Source organism: Bacillus sp. FJAT-14266 (assembly GCF_001719225.1).
In the GTDB taxonomy this organism is placed as follows: Bacteria; Bacillota; Bacilli; order Bacillales; family Bacillaceae; genus Bacillus; species Bacillus subtilis.
Genome location: NZ_CP017072.1, coordinates 1,297,090 through 1,313,531, shown reverse-complemented (window position 1 = coordinate 1,313,531; position 16,442 = coordinate 1,297,090). Strand labels below are relative to the sequence as shown.

General features: G+C 45.2%; 15 protein-coding genes. 5 read left to right on the top strand and 10 right to left on the bottom strand.

All coding sequences use genetic code 11. The annotated features are described in order from the left end of the window. Positions 1-40 precede the first annotated feature (40 nt). The 10 genes from BGM23_RS06820 to BGM23_RS06775 all read right to left on the bottom strand — a co-directional run bounded on the left by BGM23_RS06820 (position 41) and on the right by BGM23_RS06775 (position 10,806). Entirely contained in the window at positions 41-1,537 is a 1,497-nt protein-coding gene (locus tag BGM23_RS06820) for an extracellular solute-binding protein (RefSeq protein ID WP_015714546.1), read from the bottom strand. A gap of 24 nt (positions 1,538-1,561) precedes the next feature. Further along, positions 1,562-2,422 (bottom strand): carbohydrate ABC transporter permease, encoded by an 861-nt coding sequence (locus BGM23_RS06815; RefSeq protein WP_010886597.1) that lies wholly within the window; start codon positions 2,420-2,422, stop codon positions 1,562-1,564. Between the two features lie 207 nt (positions 2,423-2,629). Next, the gene (locus tag BGM23_RS06810) at positions 2,630-3,391 is read right to left on the bottom strand and encodes an NAD-dependent epimerase/dehydratase family protein (RefSeq protein WP_003245974.1); all 762 of its coding nucleotides are present in this window, start codon (positions 3,389-3,391) and stop codon (positions 2,630-2,632) included. A gap of 76 nt (positions 3,392-3,467) precedes the next feature. Next, positions 3,468-4,655 (bottom strand): biotin biosynthesis cytochrome P450, encoded by a 1,188-nt coding sequence (gene bioI, locus BGM23_RS06805; RefSeq protein WP_041520532.1) that lies wholly within the window; start codon positions 4,653-4,655, stop codon positions 3,468-3,470. A 68-nt stretch (positions 4,656-4,723) separates the two neighbouring features. Further along, positions 4,724-5,731, bottom strand: coding sequence for a biotin synthase BioB (gene bioB, locus BGM23_RS06800; RefSeq protein ID WP_046663900.1), 1,008 nt, complete (start codon positions 5,729-5,731; stop codon positions 4,724-4,726). 2 nt (positions 5,732-5,733) lie between these two features. Beyond that, positions 5,734-6,429 (bottom strand): dethiobiotin synthase, encoded by a 696-nt coding sequence (gene bioD / locus BGM23_RS06795; protein WP_046663901.1) that lies wholly within the window; start codon positions 6,427-6,429, stop codon positions 5,734-5,736. Further along, entirely contained in the window at positions 6,426-7,595 is a 1,170-nt protein-coding gene (gene bioF, locus BGM23_RS06790; protein ID WP_046663902.1) for an 8-amino-7-oxononanoate synthase, read from the bottom strand. Before bioF ends, bioD begins: the two co-directional genes overlap by 4 nt. Further along, on the bottom strand, positions 7,585-8,931 hold the full coding sequence (gene bioA, locus BGM23_RS06785) for an adenosylmethionine--8-amino-7-oxononanoate transaminase (protein WP_032726441.1): 1,347 nt from the start codon (positions 8,929-8,931) through the stop codon (positions 7,585-7,587). Before bioA ends, bioF begins: the two co-directional genes overlap by 11 nt. Further along, positions 8,921-9,697, bottom strand: coding sequence for a 6-carboxyhexanoate--CoA ligase (gene bioW, locus BGM23_RS06780; protein WP_032726442.1), 777 nt, complete (start codon positions 9,695-9,697; stop codon positions 8,921-8,923). Before bioW ends, bioA begins: the two co-directional genes overlap by 11 nt. Before the next feature lie 209 nt (positions 9,698-9,906). After that, positions 9,907-10,806: a dienelactone hydrolase family protein gene (locus BGM23_RS06775; RefSeq protein ID WP_046663903.1), complete on the bottom strand. Its 900-nt coding sequence runs from the start codon at positions 10,804-10,806 to the stop codon at positions 9,907-9,909. A gap of 217 nt (positions 10,807-11,023) precedes the next feature. Here BGM23_RS06775 and BGM23_RS06770 point away from each other — a divergent pair, with 217 nt between their 5' ends. Genes BGM23_RS06770 through melA form a run of 5 tightly spaced genes read left to right on the top strand, consistent with a single transcriptional unit; the run spans position 11,024 to position 16,421 of the window. Continuing rightward, positions 11,024-12,058 carry a LacI family DNA-binding transcriptional regulator gene (locus BGM23_RS06770; RefSeq protein ID WP_032726444.1) on the top strand — a complete coding sequence of 345 codons (1,035 nt, stop codon included), beginning with the start codon at positions 11,024-11,026 and terminating at the stop codon, positions 12,056-12,058. 33 nt (positions 12,059-12,091) lie between these two features. Continuing rightward, on the top strand, positions 12,092-13,372 hold the full coding sequence (locus tag BGM23_RS06765) for an ABC transporter substrate-binding protein (RefSeq protein WP_046663904.1): 1,281 nt from the start codon (positions 12,092-12,094) through the stop codon (positions 13,370-13,372). Then, positions 13,365-14,276: a carbohydrate ABC transporter permease gene (locus BGM23_RS06760; RefSeq protein WP_015251409.1), complete on the top strand. Its 912-nt coding sequence runs from the start codon at positions 13,365-13,367 to the stop codon at positions 14,274-14,276. Before BGM23_RS06765 ends, BGM23_RS06760 begins: the two co-directional genes overlap by 8 nt. Next, a complete protein-coding gene (locus BGM23_RS06755) occupies positions 14,273-15,103 on the top strand; it encodes a carbohydrate ABC transporter permease (protein ID WP_014480612.1) in 831 nt (276 codons plus the stop codon). The genes BGM23_RS06760 and BGM23_RS06755 overlap by 4 nt, the downstream gene beginning before the upstream one ends. A 19-nt stretch (positions 15,104-15,122) precedes the next feature. Further along, the gene (gene melA, locus BGM23_RS06750) at positions 15,123-16,421 is read left to right on the top strand and encodes an alpha-galactosidase MelA (RefSeq protein ID WP_003229179.1); all 1,299 of its coding nucleotides are present in this window, start codon (positions 15,123-15,125) and stop codon (positions 16,419-16,421) included. Positions 16,422-16,442: the final 21 nt, after the last annotated feature.

Sequence of the window (16,442 nt, the reverse complement as noted above, 5' to 3'; positions counted from 1 at the left end):
AAAACCCAAAACCGCTTGCGCGTTTTGGGTTTTTCCAACATTATTTCGCTTGTTTAAACGCTTCTTCGTATTCCTGAATAATTTGTTTTCCTCCGCTTGACTCCCATTTTTCCACTTCTTTATCGAACTGGCTTTCTGTGATGTCTCCAATCATATATTTGTAGGTCGCGTCATCAATGATTTTCTTCAGTTCATCACCCCGTTCCGACTCCGATGCGGAATACAGGCTTTCAGCCGGGTTTGAGACGATAATCTTTTCGTTATCCTCGGTCAGCTCCTCGTACGCCGTCCGAAGCGGATCTCCAGTGTTTTTTAAGTAGGCTTTATCAATGGCAATTAAAGCGGACAGCGGCTGAATATCAGTCTGCCAGTCTTTTACCTGGCTTTCTTTGCGTGTAAACGTTTTGTCCTCACCTTTGTTGTAATGAACGCCGTCAATGCCATAAGTCATCAGGCTATAGACATCTTCTTCGGCAATTCGGTCAAAAAACGCCAAGATCCGTTTAAGCTCAGCTTCCGTTTTCACACTCGTTTTCGGAAAAGCAAACACGCCGTTATGGCCTCCTGATGCCCATACCCGCTCTTTCCCATCTGGGCCTTTTATGCGGTTGATGATCTCGAGCTTCATCGATTTATCAGAGGCATGCTCGCGCAGATTGACCGCATCTACCATATTGCCAATATAAATTCCGGCTTTTCCTTGAGAAAACAGCTCCTGCTGCTGGGTTTTGCTTGTGACGGGAAAATCCTTATTCATATACCCGTTATCACGCAGCTTTTTCATATAGTTCATCGTGTCTTTGTATTCCTGTGTCATGAAATCAGGCGTGAATTTGCCGCCCGATTCCTTCCAATCTGTCGGCATGCCTTCATACGAGCCAATCGTTTTAAACGCACCGTAAATCAAGTCATTACGGTCTGTCAGCCCGATCGTATTATCTTCCCCATCCTTGTCCGGGTCGTCCTCCGTAAATGCTTTGGCCACTTCATAAAGTTCATCCAACGTTTTCGGGGTTTTCAAATTTAAATTGTCCAGCCAGTCCTTCCGAATGACGATCCCCTGTCTGGAAAGCGGGCGCTCTCTGTATATCCCGTAGAGCTTGCCATCAATTGTGACATTTTTATTAATGAGTTTGTTCATTTTGTTTAAGTTGGGATAATCCTTGATATAATCGCCGATTTCCCAAAACATTCCTGACCGGAAGGCATTCATGACTGACGAATTTTTAATATCCTGGATGGTCACGATTTGCGGAAGATTCCCGGCTGCAAGCGCTGCATTCAGCCTGTCTTCTTTCACCGCGTCTGGAACCCAGGTGATGTCAAGTTCTGTATTTGTCAGCTTTTCAATTTCTTTAATCGCCCTGTCTTTCGGCGGCTGCTGATGATACAAAATCGCCATCCAAGACAGCTTTACCTTTGAATCTGGGCCAGCTTTGCCTTCAGCCGAAGACTGATCAGTTCCTTTACAGCCCGCCAGCACTCCGCCGAGTGCCAGTACAAGCACAATCAAAAGCACCCTCCATTTGTTTCCCATCGTACCCCTCCGTTTCATATTTCTTTATCCTTTGACAGATCCCAGCAAAGCTCCTTTTGCAAAATGCTTTTGTATAAACGGATAGACAAGCAGAACCGGGATGGTCGCCACCACTATGACCGCCATTTTAATGGTTTGCTCAGGCGGCGGGCTGCCCGACCCCATTTCAGACATATCCCCCTGCATACCGCTTGATACAATGACGATTTGGCGCAGAAGCACCTGAATCGGCCATTTTGCTGAATCATTTAAGTACAAGATCGCTGTCATATACGTGTTCCAATACGTGACCGCATAAAATAGTGAAATCGTTGCGATCGCAGGAAGAGACAGCGGCAGCACAATTTTAAAGAATATGCCCAGATCATTGCACCCGTCAATTTTCGCGGACTCTTCCAAGCTTGACGGGATATTTTGAAAGAAGTTTTTCAGAATGATCAGGTTAAAGGCATTAATGGCTGTCGGCAAAATAAGCGCCCAGTAAGAATCGAGCAATCCAAGCGATTTGACCACAAGGAAAGTCGGAATCATGCCGCCGCTAAACAGCATCGTAAATACGACGAGAAACATGAGCGGCTGCCGGCCGATTAAATCACGGCGGGATAACCCGTAAGCCATCAGTGAAGAAAGAAACATGCTGACCGCAGTGCCTATCACTGTCACAAACACAGAAACAAGCAAACTCTTATAAATAATATCTGTTGAAAAAATGTAGCGATAAGCATCTAGCGAAAAAGTGGTCGGAATTAAAATAAATTTTTTCGACACGACTTCTTCTACTGTGGCAAAGGATGCTGCGATGACATGAATGAACGGAAGTACGCATATTAAAGCGAACATCAGCAAGAAACCATAAATCAACATATCAAACAGACGGTTTTTCAGTGAATGAGCGATAGCTCCCACCTCTTTTTGTAAGCGTTATCATATTTTTAAAAACCGAGCCCAGCATGTGACGATATCGTGTCTAAAATGTAGCAAATCTGTGATTGCCATGTCTATAATCATTTGAACAGAGTCCCCGGCCGGGGCGGGGGCTGCCGCGAATTGAGACCGATAATAAAAGAAAAAGAGCATAATCTTAGAAAATGATTATGCTCCGTTCTCCTCCTCGTTCAGAAGTTCGGCCGTATTGATTTGTGGCGAAAACCCAAGTTCATTCACGGCAGATTCAATGGACCATGGCCGGCCCGGATTATCAGAGACGGCGTAATAAGTGCCGTACCGGATATTGGTCTCAATAGCGGCTTTGAAAATCGACAGCAGATCGGGGTGAGAAAGCAGTGTCTTTTTCGTCCGTTCTTTTTCATGCAGCGTATCCATTTCATCTGTGACGACTGTTCCGATTCGCAGGTTGATTACTGATAGCTTATTTTCCAAATAAAACAAATGGCCGATCTGTTCAGAGGTCAGCTTTAATACACCGTACAAGTTTTTTGACAGCGGATAATCGCTTGTTGTGATTTCCCGTCCTAAGAGCGAGCGCCCGTCTTTTTCATATACATCTGTAACATGATTGCTGCTGGCGAACACGAGCTTTTGAATGCCGAGCTCCGCTGCCGCACGGCACAGATAATAGCTTGCCCTATAGAAAACATCCGTCATTTTTTCAAACTCAGCGATGTCCATAATATCGTATTTGATTTTCACAGCGAGTAAATTCAAGATGGCATCCGTATCTTTTGGAATCTTCTTCAACAGCTCCTCATAATTTGCCGCGTCAGCCTGAATGGAAGAGGCTTTGCCATCGAAATGATCTTTATCAAGCACAGTCACTTCATAGTCTGAAATAAGCCCTTCAGCAAGCAGTCTCCCAATCACACCATTTCCGCCGGCGATCAGCACTTTTTTCACTATGTTCACTCCCCTTTTTTATAGATTGCCCATTTTCGGCGGGGCTGACACTTTTTTGGCACTCACATTCTTAGGCTTATTCAAAAGTCACCGGCAGCTCCTCAAGCGCCCGAAATCCAAAAAGCGGCCGATACCGCCATTCAAAATCCGCGAGATTAAGGCTGGGCATTCGCTGCAGAAGAGTGTTAATCGCAATTTGCGCTTCTAATCGTGCCAGCGAGGACCCTAAGCAAACATGATGGCCATGCCCGAATGAAAGATGCGGATTAGGACTTCTCGTAATATCGAAGACATCGGGGTTCGTGAATATGCTAGGGTCTCGATTAGCCGCTCCTAACAAAAGATAGACTTGTTCTCCTTGACGGATCGTCACCCCGCAGATGTCAATATCCTCTGACGCAACTCTGGCTGTCATTTGCGTGGGGCTTTCATAGCGTAAACATTCCTCGACTGCGGTACCAATAAGATCTGGATTTTCTCTCAGTTTCAAAAGCTGTTCTGGATGCTGCAGCAGACAAAGGACTGAATTGCTGATGAGATTGACCGTTGTCTCATGTCCGGCGATCGCCAGCAATATGCACGTAGATGCCGCCTCCTCTTCCGTCAGCTTATCCTTTTCTCTCCCCTTCAAGAGCATGCTGATCATATCCTGTTGAGGGTGGCGTTTTCTCTTTTGAATCAGCTCTTTGAAATATGCCATAGCCTGCACAGCCATAATATTGCCCTCTGTTAATGCCTTTCTTGAGCGGGTAAAATCAATCGTTTGAATGAGACTCGCAGCCCACTCCTTTAATTGCTCCCTATCTTCCTCCGGTACACCTATAATGTTAGCTATGACAAAACTTGCTAAAGGAAAAGCAAAGTCCGAAATGACCTCCATCTTTTTTTTACCTTGCACTTGATCAAGCAAATGATGGACAGTTTCAATGATATACGGCTGATAACTCTCTGTCGTTCTCGGCGTAAACGCTCCGCTGGCAAGCGTCCGCAATCGTCTATGATCAGGCGGGTTCTGAAACAGCATCATTTGATTTTGCACATGTGAAAGGTCCTGATATTTGGTTGAGCTCTCAGGCAGCGGGGTGCGGACTTTGAATCTCGCATCTTTCAAAATAGCAGCCGTTTCTTCATATCCTGTGACATACCAGCCCGGGTATTTTAAGAAACTCCCTTTATAGATAGGATGAACAGCTCGCAATGTGTCGTAAAAAGAATATGGGTTTTTCAAAAACTCAGAAGATGCAGTTGACGATGCAATTGTCACGTGATTTTCTCCTTTCTGTTCAAAAATAAAAACAATCGACATCATACCGATTGCTTTTATTGATTCTTTCAGCTTTTCGCACTTAAACTGGCCTTCATTTCTTCGACTGATTCAACTTCAAAGCCTAAATCACTCAGCATTTTATGATCCTCCGTCTCCTCTTGCCCGGCAGTTGTTAAGTAGTCTCCGACAAAAATGGAGTTTGCGGCGTAAAGCCCTAATGGCTGCAATGAGCGGAGATTGACCTCTCTTCCTCCGGAAATGCGAATTTCTTTTGATGGATTGATAAAACGGAACAGCGCCAGCACTTTTAAACAATACAGCGGGTTTAATTCGTTGACGCCTTCTAACGGCGTACCATCAATTGCATGCAAAAAATTCACAGGAATGGAATCCGCGTCAAGAGCCTTCAAGCTTTTGGCGATGTCAATGACATCCTGTTTCGTCTCCTTCATCCCGATAATGGCGCCTGAACACGGAGACAGCCCCGATTCTTTTGCGATTTCAACCGTACTGACTCTGTCATCGTATGTATGTGAAGTCGTGATGTTTGAATGGTTCCTCTGTGACGTATTCAAATTATGATTATAACGGTCTACTCCGGCATCTTTGAGACGCTTCGCCTGCTCTGGCTTCAACAGTCCGAGACACGCACAAACCTTCAGTCCATACGTCTCTTTAATTTCCTGAACCGCATCTACGACCTGATCCACTTCTCTGTTAGACGGCCCTCTGCCGCTTGCCACGATACAATATGTGCCGATATTCAGATCGTGCGCCCGCTTCGCGCCTTCAAGCAGCGTTTCCTTATTCACCATCCGGTAAGACTCAATCGGCGCTTTCGAAATCGCAGACTGTGAACAATAGCCGCAGTTTTCCGGGCAGAGCCCGGATTTCGCATTCATAATCATATTGAGCTTTACTTTTTTTCCATAAAAGTGTTTTCTGATATGAAAAGCTCCATGCATTAATAGCAAAATATCTTCATCAGGACAATGTAATATTGAAAGCGCCTCTTCGTCAGTCACTTCTGCTCCAGCCAGCACCCGGTCTGCAAGTACCATCCATTGATTCATTCTCATACCCCCACTTGATTCATCAGTAATGATAGATTGATATGGTCTTTTACCATATGTAGAACCGTTTCTTTCGTAACGTTGGCAAGCTTTGGCGTAACCCCTAAAATCGGAACACCGCATAAGCGCTCAATCATATCAGGATTGGTTTTTTCATCTTCATCAGGAGAGTCACTGATTCCATTGATGATAATTCCGGCAATTGGAAGCCCCATGCTTTCTGCATATTTGACAGTTAAAAAGGTATGATTAATGGTTCCAAGGTGAGGACGTGCCACAATAATCATGGGAAGCTGCAACGCTTTTATGACATGACTGACCAAATAGTCCTCTCCCAATGGCACAGAAATACCGCCTGCACCTTCTACGATGAAGCATTCATGTTTTTCTTTAATCCGCTCCCAATGGCTTAAAACCTCTTCCATGGTGACAGTCTTTCCCTCGAGTTTCCCTGCAACGTATGGTGCAAGGGGCGCTTTGAAGGCAAAAGGCGTAATGTCTTCATGGGAGAGACCGGTCTGTGACATGTCTTTCAGCAAACTTGTATCACTATCTGGATGATGACGCGATATCCCGCTTAAAAATGGTTTATACACACCGACATCTCTATTATGTTCTTTCAATAAGGCAGCAAGACCGCTGGATATAACCGTTTTCCCTACTTCTGTATCAGTTCCCGTCACAAAAAAACCCCTCAAATGATATGCAGCTCCTTTCCGATTGAATGAAATGTTTTCAGCAAATCATCAATATCACCCATACTGTGGTCAGACGTGATTGTGATTCGAATCCGGCTTTCACCCGGCGCAACGGTCGGCGGCCGAATGGCAGGAGCATAAATTCCCTTGCCCTGCAGTTTTTCAGCAAATATGACCGTTTTATGGGCATCGCCAATGACTACAGGAATAATCGGTGTGTGATCTCCTTTCACCACATACCCCATATTCATCAGACTGGTTCTGATCGTACTGATATAAAAAAATAAAAGCTGTCGTTTTTCCCTGCTGGCTTCAATGATGTTCAAAGCCTCATGAGCAGCCGCACAACTGGCTGGCGGAATAGCGGTTTGAAAGATAAATGTTCTGGCATGGTTCAGCAAAAAGTCGATGAAGACCGCTGATCCTGCCGCAAAACCTCCTTCCGTACCAACAGCTTTGCTTAAGGTGCCGATCACAATGTCAGGACAAACACCAAAGTATTCACTCGTTCCTCGTCCCGAATCACCCAAAACTCCTGTTGCATGGGCATCATCAACGACCACGAAGGCATGATAGCGTTTCGCAAGTGAGATGATCTGATCAAGAGGGGCGATTGTGCCATCCATGCTGAATACCCCGTCTGTTACGATAAAACGGCGCTGATAACGCTGTGTTTCATTCAGCTTGTTTTCAAGATCATTCATATCAATATGCCGATAAACAACTGTATCAGCCTTAGAAAGTCGGCAACCGTCAATAATACTTGCATGATTGAGCTGGTCACTTAAAATGACATCTTCCTTTTCTGGCAAGGATGAAAGGACACCGACATTGGCCAAGTAACCGCTCGAAAACAGCAGGGCCGCTTCTGTCCGTTTAAAGCTGGCAATCTTCTTTTCTAGCTTTTCATGCCAGACCGAATTGCCTGTCGTTAAACGTGAACCGCTGCTTCCTGTCCCAAATTGCTGCAATGCTGTTTGGGCTGCATCGATCAAACGTCTATCGCTTGCGAGCCCTAAATAATTGTTTGAGGACCAGACAGTTTGATTTTCGCCATCAATGTTCCTCTCTGGAACCGGTGCCCCATTCATTGACCGCAGGTTACGGTGTACGCCGGCTTCCTTTGCTATGTCTAACCGCTCGTTTAACCAGGAATCAATCTTCAAGGCTCGTAACCTCGTGGATCGCTTGTTTCATAATGGCAACCATTTCCGAGAGCTCTTCAGCTGTGCTGGCGAGAGGAGGCAGAAATGCAATCACATCCCCAAGCGGCCTTGTCAGCATTCCAAGCTCTCTCATTTTTAAGGAAACTTTGTATCCAATCCGCCGATCAGCCGGGTAAGGTTCTTTGGTTTCCTTTGACCGGACAAGCTCTGCACCGCACATAAAGCCAAGCTGCCGAATATCCCCAACATGAGGAAGAGCGTGCAGATCTTGAAGAAGAAAATGGAGCTTTTTACTTTTTTCCGCTACTTGTTCCACAATGTTTTCAGATTCAAATAATGCCAGATTTTCAAGCGCAACCGCACAGCCAAGCTGATTGCCTGTATAGGAATGGCCATGGAAAAAGGTTTTTAGGTTTTCATAATCATCATAAAATGCCTTATAGATGTCTTCAGTGGCAAACGTAACGGCAATTGGCAAATAGCCTCCTGTAATGCCTTTACCGGCAGCCATCAGATCAGGCTGGACATTCTCGTGCTCGCACGCAAACATTTTTCCTGTACGGCCAAAGCCTGTAGCGACTTCATCAACGATCATTAAGACATCGTATGTTGTACATAGCTCGCGCACCCCTGCCAAATATCCTTCCGGCATCACGATCATACCGGAAGCCCCTTGTACCATTGATTCAATGGAAAGCGCGGCAATTTCCTCGTGATGTTCCTTAAGCAGCTGTTCAAGCTCTCGGAGGCACTGATCACGGCACTCATCAGGATCACCGCTTTCAGAGCGATACACATAAGGAATCGGAGCCTTGTAACTCTCGAACATCAACGGGCCGTATACGTGGTGAAAAAGCTCAATTGAACCGACACTGACGGCGCCAATCGTATCACCGTGATACCCGTTTTTCATTGCGATGAATTTTTGTTTCTCGGGCTTCCCGATGTTCTTCCAATACTGAAACGCCATTTTTAGGGCTATTTCCATCGCTTCTGCGCCGCTGTCTGAATAAAAGACCCGCGTGAGCTTTTTTGGGCTGATGTCGATTAATGTTTCGGCAAGCTGGGTTGCTGGAACGTTGGTCATGCCCAATAACGTGGAGTGCGCAATTTTTCCGAGCTGTTTTTTTATGGCGTTATCTAGTTCTTTTTTGCGGTGTCCGTGGACATTAAGCCAAACTGATGAAAAACCGTCATAGTATTCCTTGCCATTTATGTCTTTGACTTTGATTCCAGTCCCGCTTTCGATGATTAAGGGGTTTTCATCATAATCTTTCATTTGGGTAAATGGCAGCCAGAGGTGCTTTTTACTTTTTTCTATCAAATCATGAGTCATGATCTTCCTCCCACTCTATTAAAATAGGCTGCTTCTCCAGATCATGTATGTACGTGTTTACATCATTGGATCCATCAATAAAAAAGACTCGGCAGCCCTCTTCAGTCCCGTATTCTTTCATTGCTGTAATACGCTGATAGCCCATTTTCTTACCCGCAACATAGCCTGTTATGTAATCCGGATCGTCCGACCAGCATAATTCTGCAACTGCTGCCGGGTGCCAGCTTACCTTTGAAGCGAGCGCAAGGGCCTCTTTTATTCTTGAATGAGCTGGCACGTGACTGTGAAGCGCCCATTTTTCAAAATTAGCGTCCGGCCAATCCATTCTGGAGACCCGCACCCCTTTTTCTTTTGTTTGATCCATTCGCTTTCCTGTATGAATATCAAACAACACCGCACCCCTGATATCTGACCATTCAGGGATTTGTTCATATGCTTTTTCAATCACGTCTCGTGAAACGCCTTCTTTTTCCAATAACAATCGGGCAAGCTTTTGTCCTTCTTCCGGGCAGCTCACTTCATTCGTATGCACAGGCAATGGCTGAATGGTTTTTATCGATTCATGTACCTCTTCAAATTGAATTTGCATAAAATCAGGTTTTCCTCTTGAATGGGATAACCCTTTTTCTAATAAAGCATTGACTGTATGCTTCATCTCATGGAAAGGAATAAGCCGTTCTCCGCCGGATATATGCTTTCCGCCGTCTTCATGAGATCCATTCATAGAAGCCCTCATTCTGACACTATAAAAAGTTTCTTCTTGCATCATTCCTCGCCCTTTCACTGATAACTGAAGAACGTGTAGTGCTTCTCACCTTAATTGTTAACCAATTATATTTTAAGGTTAACAATTAGAATATATTATTCTCTCCTGTTTCTGTCAATAGAAGAAAGCATCGATTTATGGCAGTTGGTTAAAAGGAAACAAAAAGACCGTTTTCACATAAAACGGTCTTTTTCGATTTCTTTTAACAGTCACAGCCACTTTTGCAAAAACCGGACAGCTTCATGCCTCATAACTGCTGTTTCGAAATGTCCCGAAGCAGAACGGACCACTCGGTAGCAATCAGAAGCTCCCTGTCCAGCATAGACAGCTGTCAATTCTTTTTCGATTTTGTCCACGCCCTCGGCCGGCGTTAACCGATCGTGTACACCAACAAGACTAAGGTGCGGGCGCGGCGCGATCAGGCCTTGGATCTCCGATGCGGAAAAATGCTTTGCAAGCGATGGGACGTAATAATAAAAGCCGTGCCTATCAAGATTCTGTGTTTTGATCAGCACGTGATGATCCACCTGGCTGCACAAATCCACACACACCTTAATCCGGTCATCGAGCGCCGCTGTCCACCACGCCAGCAAACCTCCCATAGACATGCCGATGGTTCCGATCCTGTTAGGCTGAACATCAGAGCGTGACTGCATATAGTCCAACGCACTTAAACTGTCATAAATCATCATCCCCCACATCACTTTTCCGGTGAGAAGCATTTCTTTAAATATCTCGCTTTCCGCTTTTCCCCGCCGATCTCCAAATCCCCAATGATCAATCGCAAGAACGCCGTATCCGAGTGAAGTAAGCTCATCAGAAAAAGAAGGCGTTTTCAAATAATCCGCTCCCTCAATCAGCTCACTTTTTCCCCTATCATACTGGCCCCCATGCGAATGCTGAAACAATACGGCTGGGCACGGTCCTTCTGTTTTCTTCGGCTTCACAAAATAAGCGGGCACCTTTTCATGTCCATTTAAATCGAGCAGGAGCGTTTCAACAATATTTTCTTCTCTTTCTTCAATACGTAATGTCTCAACACTGATTGGCCTCCGATCAGGCAAATCACCAAGCAAACGAAACAGTTGCTTTCTTCTTTCGGCTCTCATCCCATCACCCTTCCTTATTCGCTTACTTCACATTTACGAGACAGATCTGGGTTCCCCTTTATTTTTCCAACATAAATCACATCATTTACTAAATATTTAGTAAATATAACGAAATATTCCGAAAACAATTATTGTAACCGCTTACTTTTATATGATAGTATCAATTTATCAAAGACAGATGAGTTAATATTTTACTAAATAGATGAGAGGGATACCCATGGTTCGTATTAAAGATATCGCCTTGAAAGCTAAAGTTTCCAGCGCAACTGTGTCCAGAATTTTAAATGAAGATGAGTCGCTTTCTGTTGCGGGCGAAACGAGACAAAGAGTCATCAACATCGCTGAAGAGCTTGGTTATCAAACCGTTGCCAAACGCCGAAAATCCCGCGGGCAAAAACAGCGGGCTCAGCCGCTGATCGGTGTGTTGAGCTGTCTGTCCCCTGATCAGGAAAGGCAGGACCCTTATTTTTCTTCCATTCGGAAAGGGATTGAAAAGGAATGCTTTGAACAGGAAATTTTCATTACAAATTCGATTCATCTCGGCTCCTTTCAGGAACATATCTTTCGGGAATTGGATGGTGTCATTGTCATCGGCCGTGTTCATGATGAAGCGGTTAAGCATATCAACGGGAGGCTGGAGCATGCCGTATTTATCAATCATTCACCAGATCCGCAAGCATACGATTCGATTGGAATCGATTTTGAATCGGCTTCACGCCAGGCGATTGATCACCTTTTCGACTTAGGCTACAAACGGTTAGGCTACATTGGCGGACAAGAAAAAGAGCATACGCTGAAGGACGGCCAAAGCATTCGCAGAACGATTGAAGATAAACGCCTGACCGCTTTTTTGGAGTCAGCCGCCCCCCAGCCTGAGCATGTGCTGATCGGAGAATACAGCATGCGTGAGGGCTATCGCCTGATGAAGAAAGCAATCGATCAAGGCCATCTGCCGGAAGCATTCTTTATTGCCAGCGATTCTATGGCGATTGGCGCATTAAAAGCGCTGCAGGAAGCCGGACTGCAAGTGCCGCGGGATACCGCAATCGTCAGCTTTAACGGCATTGAGGAAGCTGAATTTGCCAGCACGCCTTTAACGACGGTGAAGGTATACACAGAGGAAATGGGCCGGACAGGCGTAAAACTGCTGCTTGACCGTCTCAATGGCCGAACGCTTCCTCACCATGTCACCCTGCCTACAACATTAATCGTAAGACAAAGCTGCGGATGTACAGCAAAGGAGGTGACATAAGCAAAGATTCATCACGATGATAAGGAGGAAAAGATGAAACACACTTTTGTTTTATTTCTCTCTCTTATTCTGCTTGTTCTGCCCGGGTGTTCAGCAGAGAAAAGCTCAGCAGATACCGCAAAAAAGACGTTAACCATTTATTCTACAATGTCAACCGACAGTGAAAGAGATACGTTCAGAAAACTAGCGGCAGCATTCGAAAAGGAACACAGTGACATTCATGTCAGCCTTCATTTCCCAGGCAATGACTATGAAAATATGATGCGTGTCAGAATGGCGGCCAATGATTTGCCAGATCTATTCGATACACATGGCTGGGGGAAAATCAGGTACGGAGAATATACAGCGGATCTCCGGGATATGAAATGGACTCAAGATCTTGATCCCAATTTAAACAGCATCCTCAAAAATCAAAGCGGAAAGGTGTATGCCTATCCGATCAATCAGGCAAAAGACGGTCTGGCGTATAACCGCAATATTTTAGACCGTTACGGCATTGCTCCGCCGGAAACCATGGATGACTTTATCAAAGCACTGAGAACGATTAAAGAAAAAAGCAAGGGAAGCATTGTTCCCTTCTGGTTTGCCGGCTATGACAAAAGCTCATTTGCACAATATTACGACCAATTCGCTACACCTCTTCTCATCACAGACCCTGCCCATAATGAAAAAAAACAGCTCATCAACGGCACTTTTCAATGGAGTAAATTCACTTATTTATCAGAAATCCTCAAACAAATGCAGAAAGAAAAATTGATTAACATCGACGCCGTCACGGCAAAAAAATCACAGCTCATTGAATTAATGGCCCAAAACAAAATCGCCTTTACAATGCAAGGCGGCACCCTCGGCCAAGACGTTGCCCAGATCAATCCGAACGTCAAGGTCGGCATTATCCCGACACCTGCCATCCATCCCGGTGATGACCCGATATGGATCGGCGGTGAACGCTACACGCTTGCAGCATGGAAAGATTCGCCTCAATTAAAGGAGGCAAAAGAATTTATCGCATTTATGGCCCGCCCGGCCAATGCCAAACAAATGGCTGAAGCCACATCGCTTCCTTCAGGGCTGACCAATGTGAAAGCTGATATTTTCTACGCAAACGATTATGAGCATTATCAAGATGTCAAAGTCGAGCCTTACTTCGACCGGTTATACTTGCCAAACGGAATGTGGGATGTCCTGGGCACGGTTGGGCAGGAGCTCGCGGCTGACATTTTGGGGCCTCAAGACATTTCGCAGAAGCTGGGAAGAGAATATAAACGACTCCGGGAGCAATCGGAAACACAGGGAGCTGAAAACAATGAGTGAGATCGCAAGGGACGTTCATGTGAAACAGGTTAAGCCAAAAAAGCAGTCCTCACTTTGGTGGATGTACATTCCTGCTTTGCTCTCCGTTCTGGTCTTTATGATTTATCCGTTTGTGAAAGGCACATTGATTACCTTTACAAACTGGAACGGCTTTTCACAAGTTTACCAATGGGTTGGATTCGCGCAATATGAAAGGCTGTTTTCTGATCCTGATACTTGGCATATCTTAAAAAACACTCTGCTTTACGGGCTTGGCAGCACCTTTTTTCAAAATGTGGTCGGGCTTCTGTACGCTCTGCTCTTAAATCAAAGCATTAAAACGAAAGCGGTAACAAGAACAATTGTGTATTTGCCGGTGATGATCAGCCCGCTCATTATGGGCTACATTTGGTACTTTTTCTTCTCCTATGACGGAGGCGCGCTCAACGATTTGCTCGGGGTCTTCGGCATCAGCCCTATTAATGCGCTCGCCAGTCCCTCGCTCAATCCATGGATCATTGTCATGATTAACACCTATCAATATGTCGGGATCGCTATGGTTGTCTACTTAGCCGGTCTGCAAAGCATTCCGAAAGACTACTATGAAGCGGCGCAAATGGATGGCGCGAAACAAGGCCAGCAGTTTTTTACCATCACGCTGCCGCTGTTAATGCCCTCCATTACCATTAATATGGTCATCAACATTATCGGAGGCTTAAAGCTGTTTGACGTCATCATTGCACTCACCGCTGGCGGCCCCGGAAATGCGTCACAATCCATGTCCACATTTATGTATGATTTGTATTTCAAACGGCAGGATGCCGGCTATGCCGCAACGCAAGGCATATTTATGGCATTTGTCATTTTGATCATCAGCTTTTGCGCGCTTGCGTACTTTAAAAGAAAGGAGACGGAAATGTCATGAGAGCCGCCCGTACAAAAAGCATGCGGATCATTACGCTTCTTGCAGCCATTGTGGCCTGTGCGCATTTTATTCCTTTTTATATCCTGCTGACCACTTCATTGAAAGCAAAAGGAGACTACAGTTCGAAATGGATATTTCCAGCCGACATCTCCTTTCATAATTTTTCAGAGGCGTGGGAGCGCGCTTCGCTAGGAAACTCTTTTATAAACACCATGATCATCACAGGTTTTTCTGCCTTGTTATTAATTATATTCGGCTCACTTGCCGCCTACCCGCTTGCCCGGCGGGAAACGAAACTGAATAAAGCCGTTTTTGCCTTGCTGATTTCCATTATGATCATCCCTCCGTTAACGTCCATGGTTCCTTTGTACCGAATGGTCGTGGACGCCGGAATGGTCAATACACACGCAATCGCCATTTTCATCAATACAGCGGCTTACATGCCTTTAACCGTATTCTTATATTCAGGCTTTATCCGATCGACCATTCCAAAAGAGCTTGAAGAAGCCGCAAGAATTGACGGTGCAGGCATGCTGAAAATCTTTTTTACGATTGTGTTTCCTCTGCTGAAGCCGATCACTGCGACCATCTGTATTATTTCTTGTGTCTTTATTTGGAACGACTATCAATTTGCCATTTTCTTTTTACAAGATCAAAAGGTTCAGACATTAACAGTAGCCATGGCAGGTTTTTTCGGAGAAAACGCAAACAACCTTCATTTAGTTGCCGCAGCGGCACTTATGGCAATGCTGCCGATGGTTGTTCTGTTTTTGGCGCTGCAAAAATACTTTATTGCCGGCCTGTCTTCCGGAGCGGTAAAGGGTTAACATTAAAGGAGGAAACAATATGAAAAAGATTACATTTATCGGTGCAGGGAGCACGATTTTCGCCAAAAATGTTTTGGGAGACTGCCTATTAACAGAGGCACTGAATGGATTTGAGTTCGCTCTTTACGACATTGATCCCAAACGCCTGCAGGAATCCCAGCTCATGCTCGAAAATCTAAGAGACCGTTATAACCCAAGTGTGGCCATCAACAGCTATGATGACAGAAAACTCGCCTTGCAAAACGCAGGCTATGTCATCAATGCGATTCAGGTTGGAGGATACAAACCGAGCACAGTCATCGATTTCGAGATTCCTAAACGGTATGGGCTGCGCCAGACGATCGCCGATACAGTAGGCATCGGCGGGATATTCAGATCTCTCAGAACAATCCCGGTCTTAATTGATATCGCAAAAGATATGGAGGAAATGTGCCCTGACGCATGGTTCTTAAACTATACAAATCCAATGGCCACTCTTACAGGCGCCATGCTCCGCTATACCAATATCAAAACAATCGGGCTCTGCCACAGTGTTCAAGTGTGCACGAAGGATTTATTTAAAGCTCTCGGAATGGAGCATGACGGAATTGAGGAACGCATCGCAGGCATTAATCATATGGCTTGGCTTTTGGAAGTCAAAAAAGACGGCACAGATTTATATCCAGAAATCAAAAGGAGAGCGAAAGAAAAACAAAAAACAAAGCATCATGATATGGTGCGGTTTGAATTAATGGATAAGTTCGGCTATTATGTCACGGAATCGTCCGAACATAACGCAGAGTATCACCCATACTTTATTAAACGGAATTACCCTGAACTGATCAGCGAGCTGCAAATCCCGCTCGACGAATATCCGAGAAGGTGCGTCAAGCAGATTGAAAATTGGGAGAAAATGCGGGATGATATCGTCAATAATAAAAACCTTACGCACGAACGCTCAAAGGAATATGGTTCAAGAATTATAGAAGCAATGGAAACAAACGAACCATTCACCTTCGGAGGAAACGTCTTGAATACAGGGCTGATCACCAACCTTCCTTCAAAAGCGGTTGTGGAAGTGACATGCGTCGCCGACAGAAAAAAAATTACACCGTGCTTCGCCGGAGAACTGCCTGAGCAGCTTGCAGCCTTAAACCGAACGAATATTAATACACAGCTGATGACAATCGAAGCGGCTGTCACACGAAAAAAAGAAGCGGTTTACCAAGCTGCAATGCTTGATCCGCATACAAGCGCGGAGCTTTCCATGAAGGACATCATCTCCATGTGTGACGATTTATTTGCAGCACACGGCGATTGGCTTCCGGAATACAAATAAAAACTAGGGGACCGCTCTCCC